This is a genomic window from bacterium, assembly GCA_020444325.1.
In the GTDB taxonomy this organism is placed as follows: domain Bacteria; phylum Bacteroidota; class Ignavibacteria; order SZUA-365; family SZUA-365; genus BM516.
The window spans coordinates 169,268-194,349 of record JAHLLD010000008.1 but is presented as its reverse complement, the minus strand read 5'-3'; the positions used below and the strand labels follow the sequence as shown (position 1 = coordinate 194,349).

Sequence of the window (25,082 nt, the reverse complement as noted above, 5' to 3'; positions counted from 1 at the left end):
TATGCATTTTCTGCATATTTTGTATTGAAATCAAGAATTTCGTGAGAAAACCGGAGTCCTTGCACCGCGCATCATGGTACTGAAGGCTGCAATGATACAGGCGTATGTTTACCGGCGCAGCAGTGCCGGTGAGCTGGAGTATCTGCTGCTCAAGCGTGCATCGGACGAACGGTTGTATCCCGGGATGTGGCAGATGGTTACCGGAAGGATCGAACATGGCGAAACGGCCCTGCAGACCGCACGCCGCGAGATCGAGGAAGAAACCGGTTGTGCCTTCCCTCTCCTGACGGTTGTACCCTATGTCGCTTCCTTTTATTTTGCTCCTGACGATTCCATTCATCATGTGCCCGTTTTCGCCGCCGAAGCAGAGGTAAGCGACCACGTGCGGCTGTCTGCCGAGCACGAGGAGTTTGCCTGGCTCACATACGAGGAGGCATGGCGCAGACTGGTATTTCCCGGGCACCGGGAAGGCCTGCGCATCCTGAGAGATTACATCCTGCTGGACGCGCGTGCCCGCGAAGATTTCTGACGGTACATTCATTTTCCGGAGAATACAGTCATGAAAAAATCCTTGCTCCCTTTCATCGTGGTCCTGTTGCCGCTGGGCCTGCTGCTGCAGTCCTGTAATTTCACGACCGCAAATATCGAACGCGCTGTCATGGCGCGATCGGTCGACGAAAACTCGGCTCCGGTCGAGGAGACATCGAGTTTCCACGCCTCTGAAGCTCTGCTCCACTGTTCGGTGAAAATGGCAAATTCTCCCACCGGCACGCGTGTCAAAGCCATCTGGTATTATACCCCAGAAGGGGAAGACCGCCAGGTGATTGACTCCACCGAAATCACCCTCGAAAGCAGTGCATGGATTGACTTCACCCTTGAGTTGAGCCAGAACAGTCTGCCTTACGGTTCTTACGTGGTGGACCTCTACGTCGATGGCGAATTCAGGAAAGACGTGCCCTTCAATGTCGAACCGATGTACCCGGAATCCGTCGTGAAAGAGGCGGTGATGTCGGCAACGGTGTCTGAAAACTTTTTCCCCACCGGCGTCACCTGGGTGTTCGATCAGGGCGTCAGCCGAATCTATGCCTGCGTATATGTCGCAGGACAGAAAGAAGGGACGGTGTTCTCCGCCAACTGGTACATCCACGACAACATGGGCGACCGCGAGCTCATCGATTCGACTGACTACGCCTACGATGAAGAAGGCTGGATCGGCTTCTCGTTGAGCTTCACCAACGGTGTCGCTGCCGGCAAGTACTCGACAGACATTCTCGTGAACGGCGATGTCGTCAATACTCTCGAGTACCGCGCGGAATAACCCTCCTGCGTGCTCTCCCTTTCGCGTCCGGCAGCTTCCGCCCGTTGCAGAGACTGGCAGGCCGCCTGGTGCAGCACAGATTTTTTCCGGTGCCGCCCTGTGATTCCACAGGGCGCACTTTTTCCCGCCCCTTATAACTCGCTGCAATGCAATGCGTTAGCACTCCGTGGTACGGAGTGCTACCTTGCGTCGCAATCCCTAAGGTTGTATGTTTGGAGATACTATTCGCGGAGCCGGCGTCGTTGTACGAACGCCATGTCTCCTGCGAAGGAGAAACTATGCTGGACCATGGAACAAACGACATAGAGCAGCTGTCTGAGCGGGAGCGCATGGTCCTGCTCTCCATCATCGAACAGCATGTGCTGACCGCGCATCCCGTCGGATCGCGCACGCTGTCGAAGAGCGGGGAGTTGAACCTGAGCCCGGCCTCCATCCGCAATGTGATGTCCGATCTCGAGGAGCGTGGGCTGATCAACCACCCGCATACATCCGCGGGACGTATCCCGACGGATCTCGGATACCGGTATTACGTCAACTCCATCATGGAGGGGATTTCGCTTTCGGATGAGGAGCGTATCATCATCGAACAGCAGTTCGACGCGAATCTTCCTTCCGCGATTGAGGAACTGGTGCGGAAGAGTTCGCTCATCCTCAGCCGGATTTCCCATCAGCTTGCAATTGTCTCTGCACCGACGCTGGGACGCGGCGTGCTGCATCGCCTGGAACTCGTACAGGTAGCCAGCGACAAGATCATGGTCATCCTTTCGATACGCTCGGGTATCGTCAAATCCATCATCCTTCAGATTCAGACCGAGATCAGCCGCCGGCAGCTCGATGAAATTGCAGCCTTGCTCAATGACAGGCTGGCGGGACTCACACTCGAAGAGATACGTGAGACCTTCGCAGATCGGCTGCGCGACGCCGGGGCAGGCACTGACGGTATCATACGCGTTTTTCTCGATTCATCGGAACGCCTGTTCTCGGAGCGACTAGAGAACGACGCGGTGTGCATTGAAGGCATACAGTCGATTACGCAGCAGCCGGAATTTGGAAATCCGGACCGCATGCGAAACCTGATAGAAATCGTGGAGAATCAGAAAGTCATCGTACACGTCCTCGATTCTCTCGGTCAGGGCTCTGCCCTCACGATTCGCATCGGTCAGGAAATCAACGACGCGATGCTCAACGATTACAGTATCATCGCATCGCCCTACCGTTTCGGACAGCTCAGCGGAACACTCAGCATCATTGGTCCCAAGCGAATGAACTATCCGCGTATGATTGCGATCGTGGATTACCTGGCGAAGCTGATTTCCGTTTAAATCCCCAGTTGAAGACCATAACCCAGATTAGAATACAGAGGAAACGCCATGCCTGACAAGGAAGAACAGACGACGCAGCACACCCCCGATATCCAGGGTGTTGAGGACGCCGCTTCCGAAGACATACGGCAGAATCAGGAAGCGGAACAGGCCCATGACCTGCAGCAGTCTGCATCGGTCGAGGACGCACTGCGCACCGAAATCCAGACGCTGAAAGAACAGGTCCTGCGCAAAGTGGCCGAATTTGAAAACTACAAACGTCGCACGCGTGAAGAAAAGGATGCCCTGCTCAAATACGGCGCCGAGGGAGTGATCGCCGATCTTCTGCCCGTGATCGACGACTTCGAACGCTCCCTGGCGGCGGGACAGGAGCACCACGATTTCGAATCCTTCTTCAGCGGTGTCGAAATCATTTACGGCAAACTGATGCGCACACTGCAGAACCGCGGGCTCGCACCGATCGAAGCCGTGGGACAGCCCTTCGACGTCGATTTTCACGACGCCCTGCTGCAGGTACCGAGCGCCGATACGGAACCCGGAACCGTTCTCGATGAGGCGGAAAAGGGATATATGCTTCACGACAAGGTCATCCGGCACGCGAAAGTGACTGTTTCGCGTGAAGCGGATGAACACACGAAAGAGTAAGGAATGAAAAAAGATTATTACGAGGTGCTCGGCGTTGATCGCGGCGCCGACGACACAGCAATAAAAAGCGCCTACCGCAAGCTCGCGATGAAATATCATCCCGACCGGAACCCGGGTGACAGCGAAGCGGAAGAGCGCTTCAAGGAAGCCGCCGAAGCGTACGAGGTACTGAGCAATGCTGAGAAGCGGCAGCGCTATGATCGTTTCGGACATGACGGACTTCGTGGACAGGGTGGTGGTGGCCCCGGGTTCACGGATATCAACGATATCTTCAGTCATTTCTCGGACATTTTTGGCGGCGGTTTCGGCGGCAGTATTTTCGAGGAAGTGTTTGGTGGTGGTGGCGGTCGTTCACGCGGCAGGCGGCAGGGCGTACCAGGCTCGGATCTCAAGGTACAGCTGCATCTGACACTTGAGGAAATCGCCACCGGTGTGGAAAAAACCATCAAGGTCAAGCGGCAGGTGAGCTGTGAAACCTGCAGCGGCACCGGTGCGAAGGAAGGGACCGCACTGGAAGAATGCTCCGTCTGCCATGGCAGCGGCGAACTGCAGCAGGTATCGCGTTCCCTCTTCGGACAGTTTGTCAACATCGTTCCCTGCTCAAATTGTGGTGGCGAAGGACGCGTAGTGAAGCAGCCCTGCACTGACTGCCACGGGGACGGACGCATTCAGGGAGAAAAAACTATCAAGGTGAAAGTCCCTGCCGGCGTCAGCGAAGGAAACTATATCCCCATGCGCGGACATGGCGACGCGGGAAGAAAAGGCGGTCCCGCGGGCGACCTCGTGGTATACATCCGCGAAAAAGAACATGATGAGTTTATCCGGCAGGATGACGACGTGCTGCACAATCTCGTCATCAGTTATGCGGACGCGGTGCTGGGCACAGAAGTGGAAGTGCCGACGCTCAATGGCCGTGCGAAATTGAAAGTTGACGCCGGGACACCGGCGGGACAGATACTTCGCATGCGCGATAAGGGCATTCCGCATCTCAACAGCAGTGGACGCGGCGATCAGCTCGTCCGGGTGCATGTGTACGTGCCGCGAAAGGTCTCCGGGAGCGACAGGGAACTACTCGAGACCATGCAGCAGTCCGAGGCCTTTCGTCCCGCCGACCGGGAAGAGAAAAAAAGCTTTTTCGGACGCATTTTCGACTCACTGTCCTGAGGAAAGGACCTGTGTGTTGCTTTCATAACTCACACGCCTTTCCTATTTTGCATCTGATATGAACTGAGCGACGGACCTGCATCACATGTGGAAACGTGTCATATCCCTCGCACATCGCTTCGGATTCACGCAGAACGAAGCTGCGGTTATCGTATTTCTTTCCGTGGTCATCGTCGCGGGCAGTGTGCTCAGTGAATTGCATGCCACCGATGGGCAGCCGCAGCGCGACATACGCAGCGCATATCGGCAGGCAGACAGTGCCTACGCCAGACGCGCCCGTCTCGCGAATCATGCCGAATCAACGGCACCGGCGGAATCCGGAGATGTATTGGAAACATCGTCCACCGTCAATGCGCAGCAGACCGAAACAACGAGGTCTTCGTCCATCAACCTGAACACGGCATCGGTCGAAGAACTCATAGCGCTTCCCGGCATCGGTCCTGTTACAGCAAAGCGCATCGTCGCCTACCGCCAGTCTCACGGCGGGTTTCAGACGCTGGAAGAGGTCATGCAGGTGAAAAGCATCGGCGAGAAAAAATTTCAAGACATTCGTCAATTCATAACCGTCGAATAAAACGCAGGGCAGCCTGCATCATTTTCGGAGGCTTTCATGGCACACAAACAGCCATTTGGTATCGTTGACGCAATCCTGGTGGTAGTCATCATCGGACTCACATACGTGCTGTTCCGGGTGATCAACGATCCAGGACAGCAGCTTGCCCATCAGGAGGACATGAAATGGGAATCCCGGTCGCGCATGTCTGCTCTGCGTACCGCAGAACTCGAGTACTACGGGAAAACGAAGACCTACACGGCTGATCTCGATTCCCTCATCATGTTCGTGCAGGACAGCCTGCCGGCCGGCCGCGTCGACAGCCTGTTCACCAGCACGAGACTCTATCTCGGTCCCTTCCAGTGGGACTCCATCAAGACCGCCCCGATGAGCGGGCAGCCGTACATGCTCGCGGTGGACGATACGTCCGCTGTCCACAGGTACCGCATCGAAGATCCGGACGGCTTCGGTTACATCAGTTCCCTTACGGATCCCGATGAGCACAACCGGGCTTCCTGGGAACAGTAACCCGCGCCTCTTTCCACGGGTAACTCCATGGGTGTAACACACCATATTGGACTGGAAATAGCAGAGCGTTCTTTTCGTTTTGTTGAGATTCAGCAGCAGGATCGTCACACGACGGTCCTGCGTGCTGACACCCTCGAAACGGCCCTCGATTACGCCTCCCCTCTCCTCTTCGACATTCCTTTCGACCGCAACCGTGCACGCGCGTTCATCACCGATCTTGCGAGCGTTTACCATCGCCACACGGTTTATGCGAGCAGCATCTCTCTTGTTCTGCCTGCGACACTGCCGCTCGTCTGCACCGTCCCGCTCGACAACAGCCTGTCGGAGACGGAACGACAGCGTCAACTGCAGTGGGAATGCACCACGCTGGGGAATTTCCCTCCGGAAACGCGCATGCGTATTCTATCCCATCCCGTGCTCCGCAGTGTGCAATACGACAGCCAGCTCGTTGTCGCGCTCCCGCAGGCACTCGTTGATTTCCTGACACAAACCTGTGAGCACCTGACGCTGAACCTGACCTCCATCGATATCGATCACTTCGTAATGGAAAACGTCTTGCGCAGACTGTATCCGCACGACGCTTCGAAGCGCTACGCCGTCACCGGCCTGCATGCCGAACATTGTTCCGCTGGACGATATTCCGACGGAAGGTACCACGGCTACGGAATGGCATCCGTTACCTACAAAGAGCATTACCCCGCGCAGATCGTGCGTTTGCTCGACGGATTGCGCGGCGGCAGACAAAGTGAGGGGCTGCAGCAGCTTTACGCGTTCGGTGAGCAGGCAGAGCCCATTGTTCTTGATGCCCTGGAACAGGTACTGCGCTGCGATGTCACGCGCTGTATTCCCCTTGCGGACAGTGAGGTACCGGATGCCATCAGGCGTGGTTTCGATCAAGGCGGCGAACGAATCTATGATGCCTCTGCGTCTGCTGCCCTTCTGGGGCTGCCGTGAGAATTATTTCCGGTCAGTGGAAAGGACATGCTCTGCACGTCCCGAGCAGCGCCGCCTTCCGTCCGACAACAGACCGCGTGAAAGAATCGCTGTTCAATATTCTTGCGGGTCTGGTCGACTGGCCAGGGACAGCGGTGTGCGACCTCTACGCCGGGAGCGGCGGACTCGGTCTGGAGGCGTTGAGCCGCGGGGCCGCAGAGGCCACCTTTGTTGAGCACAGTGCCAGCAGCCTGGCGGTACTCAGGCGCAATATCTCGGCACTTGGCGCAGATCAGCAATGCCGCGTGCAGAAACGTGATGTTATCCGGTTTTGCCGAAACTCGGAGCATCGGTACCCGCTGGTCTTCGCCGATCCCCCGTACGCGGAGTTTTCCGCAGAAGAACTTATGAACGGTCTCGCTTCCGTGCTTCAACCACGCGGCATCGCGGTGCTTGAACATGGCGGACGCATCCCTCTCCCCGAGAGCGACCAGCTGAGCGTGCAGGATGAACGCGTGTACGGAAGCACCATTATCACCATCTACCAATCTCACAGCGGCGAGGCAGTATGAAAACCGCAGTATATCCGGGATCATTTGACCCAGTAACGTATGGACATATCGATGTTCTGGAGCGTGCCACCGGTATCTTCGACAAGGTCATCGTGACCGTGGCGAAGAATTCTTCAAAGACGCCGCTTTTTTCTACGGAACAACGTGTTTCCCTGCTGCAGGGCGCATTATCGCACATTCCCAACGTGGAGGTCGATACCTTCGACGGACTGATCGTCGATTATGCGCGAAAACAGGGAGCAGTTGCGCTGGTTCGCGGACTCCGGGCCGTATCCGATTTTGAATTTGAATTCCAGATGGCGCTGATGAATCGCAAACTCGAAAATGAGCTTGCCACGGTCTTTCTCATGCCTCATGAGCGCTTCACCTACCTGAATTCCTCCATCGTTCGTGAACTTGCAAGGCATCGTACAGACGTTTCGGATTTTGTCCCGGACAATGTACGTGCAGCGTTGGAGGCACAATTCGGCACGGCGCAACGCAGCCGGTAGTAAACGCATCTCATTCATATCGTGTTCTTCGAGTAGATACTTACTCACGACGCAGTACCAAGGAAATACATCATGCCAACCTATGACTATCAATGCAAGGAATGCGGGCACCGCTTCGAAGAATTTCAGTCGATGAAAGACCCCGTGCTTGAAATCTGTCCCGCCTGCAACAAACCTGCGCTGCAACGGCTGATCGGGGCCGGTGCAGGACTGTTGTTCAAGGGATCGGGATACTACCTGACGGATTACAAAAAATCCTCATCCTCCGCGGCAGCTTCGTCATCGTCGGAGGAGAGTTCAACTGCCTCGAGTTCCACGGCAGCCCCCTCTGAGAAAAACAGCAACGGCAGTGCCTCCTCGACGACATCCTCCTCAAAATCAACCTCCACGGAGAAAGGCAGCGCCTGAGCTGTCTTCTCATGCGAGATGCAGAAAAGGCCCCGTCAGGGGCCTTTGTCGTAATCGGGAGAGCAAGATCATTCCACAGCAGTTTCCGCGAGCAAGTCCTCGACGGCCTGCTGCACCGTCGTGCTGGAGAGTTCACGCATACAGACAAACGTTTGAATCGGGCAGTGATCTCCACCGTGAATCGCACATGGCTTGCAGGGAAGGTCCTCACGCTGTACGATTCGGTGCGGTACGGCATAGGGCGTGAAGCCGTATGCAGGTGAGGTCGCCCCGTAAATTTCCACTACCGGTGTTCCCATGGCCGACGCGATATGGACAGGAGCGCTGTCGTTGCTCACGAGCATTCTTGCCTGTTCGATCAGATATGCAGAGGCGAGGAAACTGAGTTTCCCGGCGAGATTCACCTGATCCCCGGGAGGCAATGTCTCTGATATTTCCCTGCACAGTGCCTCATCTCCCCTGCCGCCGATGAGCGCAATGCGATAACGGTCACGCATGGCATCGGCAAGTGAGGCAAAGCCTTCCGTCGTCCACCTTTTTGTCGCCCAGACCGATCCAGGCGCCAGAACGAGAAACGGAGCATCCTCCGGGTTGAAAAATTTCACAACCTCCTCCCTGTGCGCATCAGCAGGATACAGTGCAGGACGCAATATGGCAGGGAGGGTACAATCCATGCTGTGAAGCAGGGAGAGATTGCGATCAACTTCATGCGCACTGCGCTCGTAGGGAATGCGCTGCGTGTAAAGCGGACCGCCTGCCGAGCGGTCGAAACTGATACGCTGTTTTGCACGGGAAGCTCGCGCAAGCATGGCGCTGCGCATTGATCTATGCGGTGAAATGCAGAGATCGTAGCCCCTGCGAGATAACTGCTGCATCATACCCAGCAACCCCGGTCTCCCGGTTTTCTTGTCGTACGGCAGGATTTCACGCACGTGGGGATTATTCTCAAGCAGTGGCGCTGTTCCGGGGATACACAGCACATCGACCACATTGCCATCTGCGCAGGTGGCGACAGCCTCTATCAGGGGTGTGGTCAGAATCAGATCACCGGCGAACGCCGTCTGTATGACAAGTGCCTCAGGCATCGGACGAATCCTCAACATCGGGTGCATCCTCGGCCATGGGAGGATCCTCGACCAACACACTGTCCTCGCGCGGGTTATGTTTCCAGCGCTTGTGCTGCCAGAGCCACTGCTCGGGATGCTTTCTCACCATACGCTCAAGTGTCCGAACGTGGCGGCGCGTGAGCTCCCTGACATTGGCGTCATTGAGTCCTCGCAGATCCGACGTCGGGATTTCCTCCTGCAGTACATCGTAATTTCCATCCGCGGCGCGTACGGCGAATGACATGATCACAGGGGATCCGGTACGCAGTGCAAACGTCGCGGGTCCTTCATACGTCGCCGCGAAGTGGTCGAAATAGCGGACATACAGTGAACCGCTTGGACCGCTCTGATCCGCGAGCATCGCGACAACTTCACGATTGCGCAGCGCCCTTATAATCTCACGGACCGACAGCCCCATATCCACCACCCGGTTGCCCATCGACTCCCGCCATCGCTCTACGAGTTCATCCACGGCGGGATTATGTATCGGGTGAACGACGACTGTCACATTGAATCCCATCAGCCGGGATGCGCCGGTACAGAGCCATTCCCAGTTTCCGAAATGCCCTGACATCATGACGACACCCGATCCGCGCTTGCGTGCACGTTCGACGACGTCAAGATTGTGGACGCGCAGCACCTGCCCGAGGTTGCCTTCATGCAGTCGCGGCGTCCACATCATTTCAAAGATGGTGGTGATCAGATTGACGTAGCTCCCTTTGGCAATGCGCCGAATCTCTGCTTCCTCATGTTCAGGAAATGCACGCCGAAGCTGCAGCAGTGTAAGGCCGCGCCGCAGTGGAAGAACGTAGAACAGCGTCTTGGCCAGGGTACGCGCAAACAGTCGCACCGCACCCAGCGGCAAAAGCTGCAGGATGCGCGCGACCGATGCAAAAAGAACGTACTCGAGTGTCGATTTCACGTCGATGCGACGGCGTTCTTCCGGGAAACGTCAGTACGTTCCGGCAGAGCGTTCCCAGTCCGGATTGTTGATTTCATTGCGCTTTGTGGAATGCACGAGCTCGTAGTTATTGAAACCGCCCTTGTCGACGAAGATGAATTCAACACCGCCCTCGATGTAATCGTATCGCCATATTTCATGCGGTTTCATATCGCTTTCGCTCGACATGCGTTCGATATAATCCGGCGGACCATACACGATATAGACACGTCCGCGATCTGATCGCCAGCCTTTGCGGAATGCGGAACGGAACTGCTCGTTCGCAATGGCCACACGCTGCTGGTACTCTGAGAAAAACTCATTCTGCGGTGTGACAGGATCCGTGTCGCGAGACCGCCAGAACTTGGTCAGAAACTTCTTCTTCGGCTCCGCTCCCGTGAGCGAAGACCAGATATTTTTTTCATCTGATGTCGCCACGTATAGCCCCATGGCAAACTGCTCGTCCAGTTCGGATTCACTCATCGCCGCGAACTCGGCCGCAATCTGGTCTGCGATCTGTGTGATGGCGGCGGTGTCGATGGGTATGTCCGGGTTGAACACGTAAAACGGTTTGCTCTGAGACTCGAGGAATGTACCCGAGGTGTCGCCGTATGAGAGAATCAATGTATAGACACCGGAAGGGAGGGTACTGAGATTCAGTGAGCCCACTTCGACGCGTGAAGCATGCTTCCCCTGTCGCTCACGGGCTTTGCTCACCATGGTCTTCCCGTAAGAAGAAACAATCTCGCTTTTCACCAGAAAATCGTCGTGCTTCACGTTATAGAGTTCCGCGTAATACATAACATTCGGCATCGGCTTCCCGTAGAGCAGAGTAGGATTCGGGATGACCTCAAGGGTATTTTTGTAAAAGATGTTGGCAGGATCGTTCTCGGCTTTCTGAATGGACGAGGCAAGCTCGATATCGCTGAATTTCAGATTCTTACTGCCAAACTGGCGAACTTCGTAGCGCACCTCAACACTGTCGCTTTCCAGCGGTTGGGCCTCATCGCGTGTGATTACAGTGATGCGGTAACGGCCCGGCTCAAGCAGATAGTTGACGCGACCGATCAATGTTTTTTCTTTCAGTCCCGTAGTGTCATTCAGGCTGATGGGGACACGCCAGTTTTTCAGTACGGGATCCTCCTCCTTGTCCTCCCGTCGAATGATGGTATGCACAACCGCCGAACCGTTGTAAACATTATTTCGCAACGTATACTGGATCGCGCTGCGGGGAAAGGAGTAATACATCTCGACGTAGCTGGTCTGGTCATCGTACTTGAATGACGCGAAATCGATGTTCATTCGCAGCGTTGTTGCGTCCTGTGCTGAAGCGGTCATTGCAAGCAACACGAGGAACAGGAGGGCAAGAAACCGGTTCATGGGAGCTTCCTCAGGTTCATGGAAGAATGCCACGCAATGGGCATAAAATAAACTAGCAAACCGTAATCATAAAACAAGACGATTCCTGCGCTCCGCTGTAACGGGAGAGGCCTCGTCCCGCAATGCGTGACGAGGCCTCTCAGTCAGGATTGTAGGGTATCAGAACCCGAGATTGACCGTGATGACATGATTGCCATCAAACGTCTTCATGTTCTGATAGGCGTAATCGACGCCGATCATGAGATCGCCGGCATCGAAGTTCACGCCTGCGCCAAAGGCCGCATCATATTCATAGGCTCCTTCGTCGAACGCATCGTTCGGTTCGTCGCCCGCGAGGTTATAGGAACCACGCAGGAAGAAGAAGTTTTTGAATCCATATTCCACACCCAGGCGGTACTGGTCGAGAAGGAAATTGTTGTTCTCGAAAGAACCGGCAACGGTGACGTTGTGGAGTTCGGCAAAACTGCGCGTGTAGGCGAGGCTCAGTTCCAGGGAGGTCGGCATACTGAAGCCCGCAGCCTCGATGCGCAGCAGCTGCGGATCGCGTTTCCCGTCAAGTTCATCGACGCGGCGGGTAAGTCCTGCGCCGGTGTACTGCATGTTTCCACCGAGATGGCGAAGGGTGACACCCAGACTGAGTCCGCGCATGCCCGCGAGTCCCTGGTACTGGACACCGATATCGAACGAAGCGTTCGATGCGGAAACGCGGTACTGGTCCTCACTGACAAGGTAGGCGGACACACCGGCACGGATGCGGTCGGTCAGCGCACGGGAATATGTCACACCGAGAGCGACAAAAGTCGGTGACCAGGTCGCGCCTGTCCCATCCGGGTTTTGTTCATCGGTGATGTCCAGATCGCCGAAGGACAGGGATTTGATGGAAAACGCCAGGTAGCCGAAGCCGCTGAATTCGGCGCCCACTGCGGCATAATCGACACCGAGGTCACCGAAAGCTGACGTATGGGAAAATGTTGCCTCTGCACTGTTCCTGCTTGCGGCAAGACCGGCAGGGTTGTAATAGATGGCGTTGAGACCCGAGAGACCCGCGCTGTAGGCACTCCCGAGGGCGATGCCCCGGGCACCCACGGGAACCAGCAGCTGTTCGGCTGCAGCGGTACCGGAGCGGCCTCCTCCTTGGGCGTTTGCGGTGGTGCTCAGAAGTGTCAGCACCAGCAACACAGCCAGGAAAGATGAAAGCGTAGTACGCATGATGTATCTCCTTAATGATGTATCTGATTCACAACAAGTGTTCATATGCGTCGTGTCGATGCGTGTGGAACCGTCAGATACGGTCGAGGTACTGTGCCTCGCTGACCACGCCGAGCTTGAGCACCTTTTCGGTGTTCAGGTCGGGCATCTCGATATGAATGATGTACATGCCACTGGCAACGGGCAGACCGTTGTCATTCTGAAGATCCCAGTTGGCAAGCTGTGAACCGTCATCTTTCTCAAAGGAGGCCACCAGCGAACCGGATACCGTATAGATACGGAAGTTGGCACGAGGCGGCAGATGGTTGAAGGTCACAAAGCGCTGATACTTGTTCAGCTCCTGCTGATTGGATCCCAGGTACGGGTTCGGGAAGACCTGGATGTCGGAAACATCCTCCTTCGCGAGATTATTATCGTACGTGGCTTTCGGAGTTGTGAATGTGAATACATCCGTATCGTCGAACGGAACATTGGGGACCCACCGCATGATGGTACCATCCGTGAAGGGCTGGGGTGATCCGTCGGCGATGCTTGTCTGAATTGGCCACATGGCATAGAGAATGGGCATGACGGCCGCATCAGCTGTAAGGATATAGTTGGTGTACACCGGGTCCGGAGTATCCGAATACGGTTTGTCAAGAATAAACAGATACTCGCGATCTGTCACGACCACGGGGTCAAACGTATTGTTATGTGTCGGACTGTCGATGCTCTCCACCTGTGCCCAGGAGAGCTGCTGCGGGTTGTTCTTGTCTGTCACATCCCACACGGTGAAAGGAGAATCGAAATACCCGACGTATCCATAGCTGGGATCGCCACCGCGGAGGAAGTAGTATCCCTTCGAGGTATTGTTCCGGTCGAAGCGGATTTCGACAATCTTCTTCACATCATAGGATTCTATGCTGCTGCCGAAGAAGTCCTGTCCAACGATTTCATAACCAGCGTATCCTTCATATACCCTGGGACCGTTCTCCCACTCGACGGCGAGAATTTCACGGCCCTGGACGTAGTGTCCGCTGCCGCTGACACCGATCTGGAAGCCATCAAACACGTAATAGTCGGTGTCGAGTCCGCCGAATGCCGAGGCATCGGAAACCATCACCGTATTCTTGCTCGTATTGGTCAGGTTCCAGCCATAGTCGTCAACAATGAGGGTGGTGTCGTAATACACCGTTTCAACCTTCCCCTGTGAGGTAAAGGTAACTGCGTAGGAATCACCGGTCAGTTCTTCCGGATCGATGACCTTGACAAGGACCTTGCCAGTGGACAGTCCTTCCGTATGCATGACCTGCAGATTCTCATTGAGCTCCGCACCGGCACGGTAGCCCGGATCCATGGTCTGCGGACGCACGGTCAGGATGTCGGGTGTCGATTCGAGCTGACGGGGGGTGGCCTCATCATCGGGGTTGAAAGAGTACGCTGTAACAGCGAAGTAATAGGGCTGGTTGTTCACGAGGGGACGATCCGTGATGGCGTCGTCCTCAATCTCAATGAGACGCTGAATACCCGAATCGGTACCAAACTGCACCGGGAGGACGACGACGGCACCCGTTTTCGGATCAATGACCTCATCGAAAATGGTTGCGACATTATCGATGACATCGTAGGTCGCGATACGGATGGCATCATCCAGCGTCGAACTGGGGCTCGGGAACTGATAGACGTTGTAGCCCTGGAACTTGTAACCGCGATCGTCGAAGGGCTCCGTCTGTGCAATACCTGCGGGCGTACCCCAGTGGAGAAGGATTTTGCCGTTCTGCTCTGAAACAGCGACGTCAGGTGCGGGAGGCGCCTTCGGGAGATCGAAGTTATTGTCGAAAGCGAGCTGCGCGAAACGGTCGTAGTAACGCAGCACCTGAAGACTGGAGATGCGGTCGGAACCGCGTCCCACGATGCGTGCGACAACAACTTCCTGCTTGTTGAGCTTTCCATTCGCGAGGTCGGTTGTCCGATCCAGCGTGAACGGTCCAGTCGTCATCATCATACGGCGATCATCGGGAGGATTCACAATACCGTCAATCCAGCCCTGCTTGGTCACAGGATCACCAGCGAGAGCGATCTTGACTTCCTCGCCCGTTGTGGGATCGACGAAGGGACCGCCGTCGTAGAGGCGCGACTGCAGATAGTTATACATCTGCTGCGCACCGGCCGGATCGCCCAGGTCAGGATCCTGATACACGGGATCGGAATTGATGTAGAATGCGAAGGAAGTCACTTCGAGATTTTTCCATCCCTGAAGCGTTCCGAAGTTGTAATGCGCTTCATCCTCGGGTTCGCCTGGAACGACGGGACCCTGGAAGAAGTCATAGCCCGCTGCAGGCGGAATACCGTAGGTGTCATCCGACGCGAGACCGTTGTAGACATAGCCGAGCGACAAGGTGGTGTCAATACCGACGAAATCATCATTCGCGTCGCCGAGATCGGGATCCGACCACTGTGCGAAATATGCGTCTTCGAGAGGATCGGGACCCTTATTGATCACGATGTACTTGGTGAACACCATGTTGCCGAGCGGACCGGTCTGATTGTAGCCCCAGACCAGCGTCTGCACTTCCACGCCGATCGGCGGGGAGCCGTAAAGGTCGGCGGTGCGCTGACCGTCCTGGTCGTTGGACACAAACCAGATCACTTCGTCGCCGATAAACCACGGAGTGTCTGCATTCGGGTCTTCATCCAGCCATTCTTCAAAGTCCGGGCTGTAGCTGCCGTCATTGTCGCCATCGGTGTACGGAGCACCGAACTGTGTCGGCCACTCTTCAAAGTCCTTGCGCAGGCGATCCTGCTCAGTGGCGGACAAGTTGCCAAAGCTCTTGCGGTTGACCTTGCGGACCTTGAAGATGCGATGGATCGGGTTTGCGGGATCGGTCGTGCCGTCGGCCTTGATATTCCCGGCCTGCAAACCTTCACTGTAGGTGGCACCGCCGATATGGATGGTGCCCTGCACCTTTCCGCCCCAGACGAGACCGTCCTGGTAAATGGCGTATTTGCCGCTACCCGCCGGCCATTCGAGTCCGGAGCCACCAGATTGCGGATTATGCGATGTGAATCCGTTGTTCGAAATCCACATCAGGATATTGTTGATCGATATAAAATCGTATTGGTCGTTTATCGTTGTTTTATGCAACCGCCCCTTGTCCTTGCCACCTTCATGCTCACCTGCCTGAAGGCCAGTGGCAAAGAGCAGCATGGTTAGCAGCAGGAACAGCTTTCCAATCATTTTCATGCCAGTCTCCTTGTATTACTTCTACGTTTAATCATTGGTCAACTTCGATCAAGACTTAGAAATTAAGTCTGAGACCGACACGTACCTGACGCGGGGGGCCATAGTGCGCATTGTCAACGTCTGACGCCAGTGACGTCCGCGGGTTCATCAGGTAGGTCTGATAATAGTAGTTGCGGTACAAGTTGCTGAAGACGGTACCGTAGCTTTCGTAGGTCTGCAACTGCTGCTTGCCGTTGACGGTTGAGAGATACCCGTCATCAGAAGCGCTGCCGGACTGCATCCAGACATCGATCACGTTTTTCGTGTCGAGAAGGTTGATGACCCATACGTAGAAGTTTACGTCGAGACCGGCGATGCTCACCGTCTTGTCGAGACGGGCGTCAATCTGGAAATTCCAGGGAGTTGTTGACTCGTTGAGCACCTCGATCGGCTGACGACGGTTGTCATAGCTGTTTTCGTCAACGCGGGTGTAGGGATGTCCGCTGTTGAACTGGAAGAGAAGGTTGAGTCCGAGACGTTCAAGCGGATGGACTCCGCCGAATGAAGGACCGTCATCGACGCCGAAGCGGTAATCGATGTTGATCGATCCACGGTGGGACTGGTTGAAATCAAGTGCCGTAATGTACTTCGGCAGATACGGATCCTCGGTCGGCGAAAGCCAGAGGGCGCGGAATGCCGTGGAGGGAGCCGATCCCGTGCCTCGTGCATCAGAGTAAGTGTAGTCAACCGAAGCCTGGATGCGTTCCACGCGCCGGAGATCGACCTTCAGCGAAACACCGGAGGTTGTCGCGAAGTCTCCGTTCACCCAGGCGAAGTACGCCTGATGGGAAGCACCGAGTTCGGCCGGAATCTGCACCTGCTGAATCTGGTCACGGATATCCTTGTAGAACGCGCCAAGATCGAAGGCGAGGAAATCGCCGATCTGCTGACGGAACCCGAAGTCATACTGAATGGTCTGTTCCGGCTTGAGACCGAAACCGACGGGACTCTGAATTGCGTAGCCGCCACGGATATTATCGGCAGCAAGGGCATTGCCGAGATACACGTCGCGGAGACGGGACTGCTGCACGAACTTGCCGTACTGTGCATAGAATACTGTCTGATCGGTCACCGGGAAGGAAAAACCGATACGTGGACTGAAGGTCGAAGTTGCTTCCGTCGGCTCCATTCCTTCGGGATCGAGAGTACCGTCATCGGTGAACTGCACGTTATTGGGATCTTTGAACTGCTCGGTATCAGTATCGATATAATCCCAGCGCAGACCGAGGTTGATGACCAGATCCTCGAGTTCGATTTTATCCAGTGCGTAGGCCGATGCGAAAATCGGGTTGCGCGGGCCATTGGGACCGTCATCAAGTGTTCTGCCCCACTGGTCGTATCCGAAGTAATTGGTTCGCGAACTGACCGCCTGCGATGTTGGCGAGGCATCGGGGTTACTGCGGATATAGGTCTTGAGCAGGAAGGGGACGATGTCGAACTGCCGCACTTCGTAACGCGTGGCTTCACCACCGACCTTGATCTCATGCGTCCGTCCGATCTGGTGCACGAAATTCAGCTTACCGCTGATGGAGCTGTAACGGTCTTTCTGGTAGGCATATCCCGTCTCGGGAGTGCCGTACACGTCAAAAAGATCACCGAACAGCTGCGTGCGCTCGGGCTGCACGCCATCACCCTGCAGGGTATATCCGTAGGGGGCATTGTCGATGGAATCACCGTATGCAAAGAGATCGTGCTGGAACTGGGGATCCATCTGCAGGCCGAAGTACCCGAAGTAATTGACGAATACCTCATAGAACGTCGTCTGGCTGAGCAGATGGGTCAGTTTGAGGTTCGCGGAATAGTTTTCCGTCTGATCCCACAATGCCCGCTGCGCGTTCACGACGGAAATGTCGTCTTCGTTATAGCTGAAATCGTTGGGATTCGTGTAGTACTGAACAGCGCCATCGACGACACGCGCCATGCGTCCCGTCTGATAGGCCTCAAAAATACTCGCGCCGTCACGATCGGTGTAGTACGAGTAGCTACCGCCGACGCGAATATTGATCGGGTTCAGATCCACGGTCATGTTTCCCTGGACGGCGTAGGCCTCTGAGGCATTGTTGATCACCGTTCCCGCGGGATAGGTATAGTCGATTTTCTTCGCGCTGGCGCCCAGGCGCGGATCGAATACACCCGCTTTCATCTGCTCCTCGGGAGCGAGCATCGCGTGCGCGTCGGTTTGCCGCAGCGCGAGTTCCGTCGCGGCGTTCGAGAGAGTGTACGCATCGCGGTAGCGCGCTGGCGTACGATTGAATGAGTTCTGTCCGGCAACGAAGAATTTGACCGGACCCCAGATCGGTCCGCCTGCCGTCAGCACATACTGGCTCGTGCCATAATTGTATGAACCGAGGAAGTTCTCCTCGCCGATGCCATTCCAGCTGTCAGTGTAGGCCTCGAAGCCGAAATTGAGCTTCTGCTCACCGGTGCGCGTCGTGGTCTGAATCAGTCCACCATTCGCGCCGCCGAACTCAGCCGAGTAACCACCTGCCTGGAAATTGATTTCCTTGATGGCATTGTTGATCACCGTCAGTGCGCGTCCGCCATAGACCGGGTCATTGGCGTTCACACCGTCGACGATGTATCCCGTCGCGTCTCCACGGGAGCCGCGTACGTGAATTTCGCCATCCTGTGCAACGATACCCGCCTGCAGGGCGACAATACCATCGACACCGCGGACGGGAAGATTCTCGATCTCCTCCTGAGTGACGGTGGCTTTGCTGTTGGTGACATTTTTATCCACCAGTGGTTTCTGCGCGATAATTTCCACCGAGCCAACCTTGAAGGCCTCGCTTGGGAGCTGGAAATCCACCGAGGAAGTTTCATTCGATTTAATGAGAATGTCGCGAATGGTTATCTGCTGATAACCAATGTAGCTAGCAACAAGAGTAACCTTGCCAATGGGAACGTTCAAAATGACGTATTCACCATTGATATTGGTTGCGGAGCCGCGCTCGGTACCATCGATCACGACATTTGCTCCAATAAGAGGCTCTCCTGTCTCGCGGTCTGTAACTTTTCCGGCAATCTTGCCGTTTTGTGCCATTGCAGCCACCGGGAAAAGCATACAGAGGATAGCAATCAGGATCCGTTTATGCATAATATCCTCCTTCAGAACTTGAGAAAACGTTTAAACTCCTGTGTCCTCCAGTGTTGAAACGGTCTGATCGGAGCCGGTCCTTCCATGGTTCCACCAATCCTGCCCCGACCGTTCGGGTTTACTGACTTCTATTCATCCAAGAGCTTAACGAGCTCAAGTGCACCATCAGCCCCGACAACGACAACGGTATAGCGATGAGGATTCTCGAAAGAGGCGCCTGCCATTTCAGAATCAAGAACCACACCACCACCATCGCGAGCGATGAAATAATCGCCGCTCATTGCGGGCATGCGGAGATAGGGCGTGAGTAATCCACCGTCGATCGGCGAAATCACGACTTCGAAGTCATTTTCGCCAATGCGCTTGGCGAGGCCATACTTTGCGCTTGTGAGACTCAGGTTGATGAGCTTCACCTCGCAGCTGTCATCGATCAGCTTGCTGGTTTCATCCGCATAGGTAAAGCGTTCCTGCGTCGTGAGCAGCTGGACGTCCTGGTCCGTGTTGTGGAACAGCGCCGTGATCTTCATCAGCGAGCGAACGTTCACTTGCGAACGGAAGATGGCGGCCGAACTGTCCTGCCCTGCCGGGACAACGCGGAAAAAGCGGTTTCCGGAATTGACCGTCAGGTAGTCCGATGCGCCTTTGTAGCCGACGTTGGTGACGGCAGGCTCATCATCGACCCAGATGTCGACGGCAGCAGTACCCGGAATCGCGTGCACAAAGCGCACCTCGGAAGTGATACGGCCCAGAACCGGTGGGTTTGGTTCATCGATGCAACCGGTCAGGACAATGCCTGACAGCAGAAGCACCATGCCCAGCAACCCGGCTTTCCGTAGCAGCTTTTGTTGCATAGTTCCTCCTGTAAAGGTTTGAGTAGTATTTGGGAAAAACATGAAGAAAGATCTCGCTGAAATGGTAATAAACGCCCATGGGGCGGGAGAATTGAGTCGCGTGTACTCTACCCGGGAATAACAATCGCTCTGGTGGTCATGGACGCTTCCTATACGCTGGCATGATTCACCAATATTTTTTCGGTGGGTCGCATGTGTCAATCAGTAAGGAAAACATACAATCGACACTTAAAAAAAGCAACTAATCAGCGAATCCGGCGAAAGCGCTTCCACGCAGCTGCCAGCACACGCGCCGAGACAGGCTCTTGAGGCCCATTGAGAGCCGGGCACAATATATGATAATTCTGCCGGAAACCCCGATCTGCGGCGGAAAAAAGGACGGGAAAATCCGCCGAAAAAAACCCCAATTCTCTTGACATTTCAGCCCTCAAATCGTATTTTTGTTATCTATTTATTCCTCGGTAGCTCAATGGTAGAGCATGCGGCTGTTAACCGCAGGGTTGCAAGTTCGAGTCTTGCCCGGGGAGCTGAAAGCGCGGCGAAGAAGCCGCGCTTTTTTCATGTCGTATGGCCTTTGGAGGAAGATGTGTTAGTGCAGTATGTGGAATGCGGTCCGGTGGATACCATGGGGTACATTGTCGCCGATGAAGAATCCGCGAACGCGCTCGTGATCGACGTTCCCATCGACGGGGCCGAACCCCTGCGGCGTATGCTGCAGGAACGTGAACTGACGGCATGCGCCATCGTGCTGACACACGGGCATTTCGACCATGTCGGAGAGGCGCGCCGGCTTTCGGAAGATCTCGGGGTTGAGGTCTGGGTCGGGACTGCTGATGCACCGATGCTGGAGGAAGCACAAAAATCGATGCTCGGTCTTCCCATAGTAATAGATAGCGTTTCTCCGGGACGCCTTCTCGAGGAAGGTGACGTGATCTCCTGCGGCAATCTGCGTGTTGATGTGCTGCACGTTCCCGGCCATACACCAGGGCATATCGCCCTGCATATACCCTCCGAAGGAAAACTGTTCAGTGGGGATGTGCTGTTTCACAGCAGCATCGGCCGTTCTGATCTGCCCGGTGGAGATTACGACATTCTCATGCGCAGTATCACGGAAAAACTCCTGGTCCTGCCCGATGAAACCGTCGTCTATCCGGGACATGGCCCACATACCACCATCGGGTTCGAAAAAGGACATAATCCATTCGTGCGCGAATATCTCGACCATTTCTGATCACCGGGGAGTCGTGATGGAATGGTTTCGCGCAGATGCTTCCATCCCGAGAACCAACAGGGCCGCAGCGTATGACACGGACCCCAGTGTATTGGTCTGCGAAAAAAACTTTCGTATATTTCATCTTGCACCTTTTGCGAAAGACCCTGGACTTTTTTCCAGGGACACTGCGCAGAAATGCGCCTGTAGCTCAATCGGATAGAGCGTTGGCCTCCGGAGCCAAAGGTTGAGGGTTCGACTCCCCCCAGGCGTACGAACGTTTTTCTGTCACTTCTTGTGTAAACCGGAGCTCGTCAGTGTTAACCGCCAAGAAAAAAATCTCTTCCCGCGAAGCGGTCCCCAAATCTTCAACCGCGGATTTCATGTATTCCGCACAGGACTGGTTCAAAGCCAATACCAAGGTGATAGGTGGTGTCGCCCTCGGCGTCGCAGCCATCATTATTGTAGGATACCTGTATATGTCAGGCGTGGCTGCCGATGATCTGGCAGCGAATCGCGAGCTGCGCAAGGTGCAGGAACTGTATCAGCAGCAGCAGTATCGTCTGGCCATCGGTGGCGATGCCAGCCAGGGTATCATGGGGCTTGAAGAAATCGCCGACAAGTACAGCGGAACTCCCACCGCCGAAGTTGCCATGATTTACCTCGGCAATTCCTATCTCTATGCAGGAGAATACGACAAGGCACTGAGCGTATACGAAGACGCCTCGCCCGATACCGACATGCTCCGCGCCGCGGCACTGGCGGGCGAAGCAGCTGTGTACGAAGCCAAGGAAAATTTCGCGGAAGCGGCTCCGCTCTATGAAAAGGCCGCGAAAACGTTCGAGAACGATCTGCTTTCGTCAGAGCGTTACCTCGCAGCAGGCCGTGCCTACGCGAAAGCGGGTGAAAATGGTCCAGCAGCGGAAATGCTCGAAAAAGCCTCAGAAAGCAAACAGCAGAAGTACAAACAGGCTGCCGAACGTATCCGTGCGGAATTCGGAATCGAGACCGAGTAAGCCCTTCGACATCGATTAGCCGCGACAACATGAACATGTGAAGCCTTCCGTTGCGGGAGGCTTCCTTATTTCCGGCCCACGCCTACCCCGTCGGTTTCCCTCCTCCCTCCCATTCCACATGCCTGACACCCCACTGTCCACTTTTTGAGACAACTATGTCGCCGTCTGCGACGCAGAACTCAGGAAAATATGCAGAATCTGCATATTCCGGTGCGTTTTCGTCATTGTTTCGTTCTGGCACTCTCTTTGCATTGAATAGGGTAGCACATCAAGAAGGAGCTGAGACCATGAAAACCCGATTGCTTCCCCTTTTACTTTTCATCGCCTTACTAACCGCATGCGACGACCGTCACGATGAAGTCTACTATGTTGACGACTATGCCCCGCTGCCCCCTGTCGGCATTATTTCAATCTCGCTCGACAATGCAATTGAACTGTCGTGGTATGAAAACCAGGAAGCCGACCTCGCCGGATACAATGTGTATGTCAGTGATCGTTACGACGGCACATATGAACTCGTCGGCAGCACCCGCACGGCACATTACGTCGATCGCGGCGCCACGAATGGCATCACTGAATACTACGCTGTTACGGCGTATGACGTCAACGGCAATGAGAGCGATCTGAGCCGTGACGTTGCGTACGACACGCCGCGGCCTGAGGGACGCGGTGTCCAGCTACGCGACCGCTTCGTTTCTCCGCAGCTCGCGGGCTACGACTTCTCCGATTATTCCATCCTCCATTTTGACACGGACTTTACGGACCTGTTCTTCGAGACAAGCAGCAGCGGCGTCCCCTATCTCGTGGTCTGGGATGACACGGAAATCCAGGACATGGGATACACGACGAGCATCGATGAGATTTCAACCGCCCCCGCTGAGGGCTGGAATCCCACGGGTGACGCGCTTGCAATTCGAGGACACACATATGTTGTCCGCACCTTCGACAACCACTACGCAAAGGTTCGCATCGTCGATATCGGGTCCGCTTCCCTCGTCTTCGACTGGGCATACCAGACCGCAACGGGGAATCCCGAGCTGATTATCGGCACCGGAGGCGAACTCAGCAAGCGTCATCGCAGCGGCGACCGCAAGCGCGGCGAGCTGCGACGGCACTGAACAGACCCCATACGAACAGGACTACGCATCACAAGAACACAAGGAGGCAGGCCATGAAACGCATCATACTCATCCTCGCAGTCAGCATACTTCTCATCCCGATGCTGAAAAACACGGCAACCGGCAGTTCCATGTCCATTCCCGGTCCCGTCGTATCGTATGACCATGGCCTGAACGTCGACCTGTGGACCAATCGCGATCAGGATGCCGTGTACGCAACAGGCGAACTCCTCGAAGTCTATTTCCGCACCAACACTGATTGCTATGTCAGCATCTATACCATCGACACCGAAGGCCGGACGGAAATCCTCTTCCCCCGGTACCCGGACGACGGCTTTGTTTTCGGCGGCACGACGTACAGGCTCCCGGATTATTACGCAGACGTGAATCTGCGCCTGCGCGGACCCAGCGGCGTCGGCTACCTCCACGCCGTTGCATCCCGCTCGCCGCGTCCCTTCCGCATCACCATTCGGAATGGTGCGTACCGCCTGCGCCTGGATCCGGTCAACGGCGACCCCTTCCTCGCGATGAATCGCATCGACGCCCGGCTTATAGATGCCTACGATGTGCATGCCACTGCCACGACTTCGTACTTCCTCGGCCGGCGGGTGTGGTACCCGCGCTACATGTGCTACGACTGCCATGGCCGCCGGGTACGCTTCGATCCCTATTATGACACTTGCCCCCGCTACACTGTCCGCACTACCTATGATTACGACTACTGGTGGGGCTATGACTACCATCCGCATGTCAAGCGTTTTGTGTTCGGTGGTCCCTTCTGGCGATTTGAATTTCGCACCGTGCCGGTACACAGACATCGCTATCGCTACGTGGACTGTGCTGTCGGCTATGGAAACTACCGTCCCATGCGCCCGATCTATCGTCCCCATACAAAAGTGGTCTATCGGTCACCGGTGCTCAAGACGCGCCACAACTACAGCAGATCCTATCGTCTGGTCACGTATCGTGAAAACACGGTGCGCCGCAGCGGGAACACCCGTGTCCTGAGTGGCACCAGTCGCTCCTCCGGCACTACACGCTCCTCCGGCATCACCCGCAGCGGGTCGAGAGAAGGCACCTCGACACGCACAGGCACCTCGACACGCTCGGGAAGCGGCACAAGATCCGGCGGCCGCTCTGGAACTGTTTCGAGATCCGGGCCCTCATCGACTGGCTCGACTGGCGGAAGTCGTGGAAGCGGGAGCACGCGAAGCAGTTCGTCATCTTCGGGAAGGACGATTCCTTCAAGCAGTCTGAATCGCAGCGCATCTCGTTCCGCCAGCCAGGATGCAACCACTGCAAGGACCACGCCAACGTCGACTATTTCAACACGCGAGCGTCCGGCGCGCCGTGACGGCACAACCGCCCCCTCGTCGAGTATCCCGAAAACGAATCCGGCGGCCTCCCGGATCTCCTCGAACCGCACCACACCCGGGACCGGCGCATCGTCTGCTTCCAGCACGAGTTCTCGATCCAGAACGATCCCACGAAGCACGACCTCATCTACTGGCTTCAGCACGTCGAGCAGAACCGGAAGCAGCGCGACAACAAGGACGTCTGGCAGTTCCAGTATCGAACCTTCCAGCAGAACATCATCGAGGAGCAGTAGTGCACGCCCAAGCACGACAGCACCGAAATCAAGTATCTCGTCCAGCTCGAACCGCTCCAGCGGAGTGCGTATAAGCACACCCTCATCGTCTCCGCGCAGCACAACACGGTCCACCCCCTCCTCAACTCCCTCCCGGCGCACGACAACGTCCTCCCGGAGCAGTTCGAGTGGCGACGAATTAAAAAGTAATACGCGATCTTCGCGCAGCAGCGGGACTTCCCGCAGCGGGACTTCCCGCAGCAGCAGTTCATCAGGCAGCAGGTCCCGTACACGATGAAACGCGCGAGGCACACAATGGCATTCTTCAAAGGCACCCGGTTGCTTTCCGGGTGCTTTCAATTTATGTTCGT

At 55.6% G+C, this 25,082-nt stretch carries 22 protein-coding genes and 2 tRNA genes; 17 read left to right on the top strand and 7 right to left on the bottom strand.

What is annotated here, in order from left to right; all coding sequences use genetic code 11:
- Positions 1 to 73 precede the first annotated feature (73 nt).
- The 11 genes from KQI65_12110 to KQI65_12060 all read left to right on the top strand — a co-directional run bounded on the left by KQI65_12110 (position 74) and on the right by KQI65_12060 (position 7,934).
- The gene (locus tag KQI65_12110) at positions 74 to 529 is read left to right on the top strand and encodes an NUDIX pyrophosphatase (GenBank protein ID MCB2205482.1); all 456 of its coding nucleotides are present in this window, start codon (positions 74 to 76) and stop codon (positions 527 to 529) included.
- A 30-nt stretch (positions 530 to 559) separates the two neighbouring features.
- On the top strand, positions 560 to 1,318 hold the full coding sequence (locus KQI65_12105; protein ID MCB2205481.1) for a hypothetical protein: 759 nt from the start codon (positions 560 to 562) through the stop codon (positions 1,316 to 1,318).
- Between the two features lie 278 nt (positions 1,319 to 1,596).
- Entirely contained in the window at positions 1,597 to 2,640 is a 1,044-nt protein-coding gene (gene hrcA, locus KQI65_12100) for a heat-inducible transcriptional repressor HrcA (protein ID MCB2205480.1), read from the top strand.
- A 48-nt stretch (positions 2,641 to 2,688) separates the two neighbouring features.
- Positions 2,689 to 3,285 carry a nucleotide exchange factor GrpE gene (gene grpE / locus KQI65_12095; GenBank protein ID MCB2205479.1) on the top strand — a complete coding sequence of 199 codons (597 nt, stop codon included), beginning with the start codon at positions 2,689 to 2,691 and terminating at the stop codon, positions 3,283 to 3,285.
- A 3-nt stretch (positions 3,286 to 3,288) separates the two neighbouring features.
- A complete protein-coding gene (gene dnaJ, locus KQI65_12090) occupies positions 3,289 to 4,449 on the top strand; it encodes a molecular chaperone DnaJ (protein MCB2205478.1) in 1,161 nt (386 codons plus the stop codon).
- An 85-nt stretch (positions 4,450 to 4,534) separates the two neighbouring features.
- Positions 4,535 to 5,023 (top strand): helix-hairpin-helix domain-containing protein, encoded by a 489-nt coding sequence (locus KQI65_12085; GenBank protein ID MCB2205477.1) that lies wholly within the window; start codon positions 4,535 to 4,537, stop codon positions 5,021 to 5,023.
- 36 nt (positions 5,024 to 5,059) lie between these two features.
- The gene (locus KQI65_12080; GenBank protein MCB2205476.1) at positions 5,060 to 5,530 is read left to right on the top strand and encodes a hypothetical protein; all 471 of its coding nucleotides are present in this window, start codon (positions 5,060 to 5,062) and stop codon (positions 5,528 to 5,530) included.
- 27 nt (positions 5,531 to 5,557) lie between these two features.
- Entirely contained in the window at positions 5,558 to 6,484 is a 927-nt protein-coding gene (locus KQI65_12075) for a hypothetical protein (protein MCB2205475.1), read from the top strand.
- Positions 6,481 to 7,035 carry a 16S rRNA (guanine(966)-N(2))-methyltransferase RsmD gene (gene rsmD / locus KQI65_12070; GenBank protein ID MCB2205474.1) on the top strand — a complete coding sequence of 185 codons (555 nt, stop codon included), beginning with the start codon at positions 6,481 to 6,483 and terminating at the stop codon, positions 7,033 to 7,035. Before KQI65_12075 ends, rsmD begins: the two co-directional genes overlap by 4 nt.
- On the top strand, positions 7,032 to 7,526 hold the full coding sequence (coaD, locus tag KQI65_12065) for a pantetheine-phosphate adenylyltransferase (GenBank protein MCB2205473.1): 495 nt from the start codon (positions 7,032 to 7,034) through the stop codon (positions 7,524 to 7,526). Before rsmD ends, coaD begins: the two co-directional genes overlap by 4 nt.
- Positions 7,527 to 7,598: 72 nt before the next feature.
- A complete protein-coding gene (locus KQI65_12060) occupies positions 7,599 to 7,934 on the top strand; it encodes a zinc ribbon domain-containing protein (protein MCB2205472.1) in 336 nt (111 codons plus the stop codon).
- Positions 7,935 to 8,002: 68 nt separating this feature from the next.
- Here KQI65_12060 and KQI65_12055 read toward each other — a convergent pair whose 3' ends face one another.
- The 7 genes from KQI65_12055 to KQI65_12025 form a co-directional block, all read right to left on the bottom strand.
- On the bottom strand, positions 8,003 to 9,019 hold the full coding sequence (locus tag KQI65_12055) for a glycosyltransferase family 9 protein (protein ID MCB2205471.1): 1,017 nt from the start codon (positions 9,017 to 9,019) through the stop codon (positions 8,003 to 8,005).
- Positions 9,012 to 9,962 carry a lysophospholipid acyltransferase family protein gene (locus KQI65_12050; protein MCB2205470.1) on the bottom strand — a complete coding sequence of 317 codons (951 nt, stop codon included), beginning with the start codon at positions 9,960 to 9,962 and terminating at the stop codon, positions 9,012 to 9,014. Before KQI65_12050 ends, KQI65_12055 begins: the two co-directional genes overlap by 8 nt.
- Before the next feature lie 30 nt (positions 9,963 to 9,992).
- Positions 9,993 to 11,360 (bottom strand): GWxTD domain-containing protein, encoded by a 1,368-nt coding sequence (locus KQI65_12045; protein MCB2205469.1) that lies wholly within the window; start codon positions 11,358 to 11,360, stop codon positions 9,993 to 9,995.
- A 159-nt stretch (positions 11,361 to 11,519) separates the two neighbouring features.
- On the bottom strand, positions 11,520 to 12,569 hold the full coding sequence (locus KQI65_12040; GenBank protein ID MCB2205468.1) for a PorV/PorQ family protein: 1,050 nt from the start codon (positions 12,567 to 12,569) through the stop codon (positions 11,520 to 11,522).
- A gap of 73 nt (positions 12,570 to 12,642) precedes the next feature.
- Positions 12,643 to 15,792 (bottom strand): T9SS type A sorting domain-containing protein, encoded by a 3,150-nt coding sequence (locus tag KQI65_12035; GenBank protein ID MCB2205467.1) that lies wholly within the window; start codon positions 15,790 to 15,792, stop codon positions 12,643 to 12,645.
- Between the two features lie 55 nt (positions 15,793 to 15,847).
- The gene (locus KQI65_12030; GenBank protein MCB2205466.1) at positions 15,848 to 18,928 is read right to left on the bottom strand and encodes a TonB-dependent receptor; all 3,081 of its coding nucleotides are present in this window, start codon (positions 18,926 to 18,928) and stop codon (positions 15,848 to 15,850) included.
- A 128-nt stretch (positions 18,929 to 19,056) separates the two neighbouring features.
- A complete protein-coding gene (locus KQI65_12025) occupies positions 19,057 to 19,779 on the bottom strand; it encodes a DUF4397 domain-containing protein (protein ID MCB2205465.1) in 723 nt (240 codons plus the stop codon).
- A gap of 455 nt (positions 19,780 to 20,234) precedes the next feature.
- Here KQI65_12025 and KQI65_12020 point away from each other — a divergent pair.
- The 6 genes from KQI65_12020 to KQI65_11995 all read left to right on the top strand — a co-directional run bounded on the left by KQI65_12020 (position 20,235) and on the right by KQI65_11995 (position 25,009).
- Positions 20,235 to 20,306: transfer RNA gene (locus KQI65_12020), tRNA-Asn, on the top strand.
- Between the two features lie 98 nt (positions 20,307 to 20,404).
- Complete coding sequence (locus KQI65_12015; protein ID MCB2205464.1) at positions 20,405 to 21,010, top strand: MBL fold metallo-hydrolase; 606 nt, start codon at positions 20,405 to 20,407, stop codon at positions 21,008 to 21,010.
- A 179-nt stretch (positions 21,011 to 21,189) separates the two neighbouring features.
- Positions 21,190 to 21,263 (top strand) — tRNA-Arg (locus KQI65_12010).
- Between the two features lie 43 nt (positions 21,264 to 21,306).
- Positions 21,307 to 22,005 carry a hypothetical protein gene (locus tag KQI65_12005; protein MCB2205463.1) on the top strand — a complete coding sequence of 233 codons (699 nt, stop codon included), beginning with the start codon at positions 21,307 to 21,309 and terminating at the stop codon, positions 22,003 to 22,005.
- Between the two features lie 287 nt (positions 22,006 to 22,292).
- A complete protein-coding gene (locus KQI65_12000; protein ID MCB2205462.1) occupies positions 22,293 to 23,123 on the top strand; it encodes a hypothetical protein in 831 nt (276 codons plus the stop codon).
- Between the two features lie 53 nt (positions 23,124 to 23,176).
- Positions 23,177 to 25,009 (top strand): DUF4384 domain-containing protein, encoded by a 1,833-nt coding sequence (locus tag KQI65_11995; GenBank protein MCB2205461.1) that lies wholly within the window; start codon positions 23,177 to 23,179, stop codon positions 25,007 to 25,009.
- Positions 25,010 to 25,082: the final 73 nt, after the last annotated feature.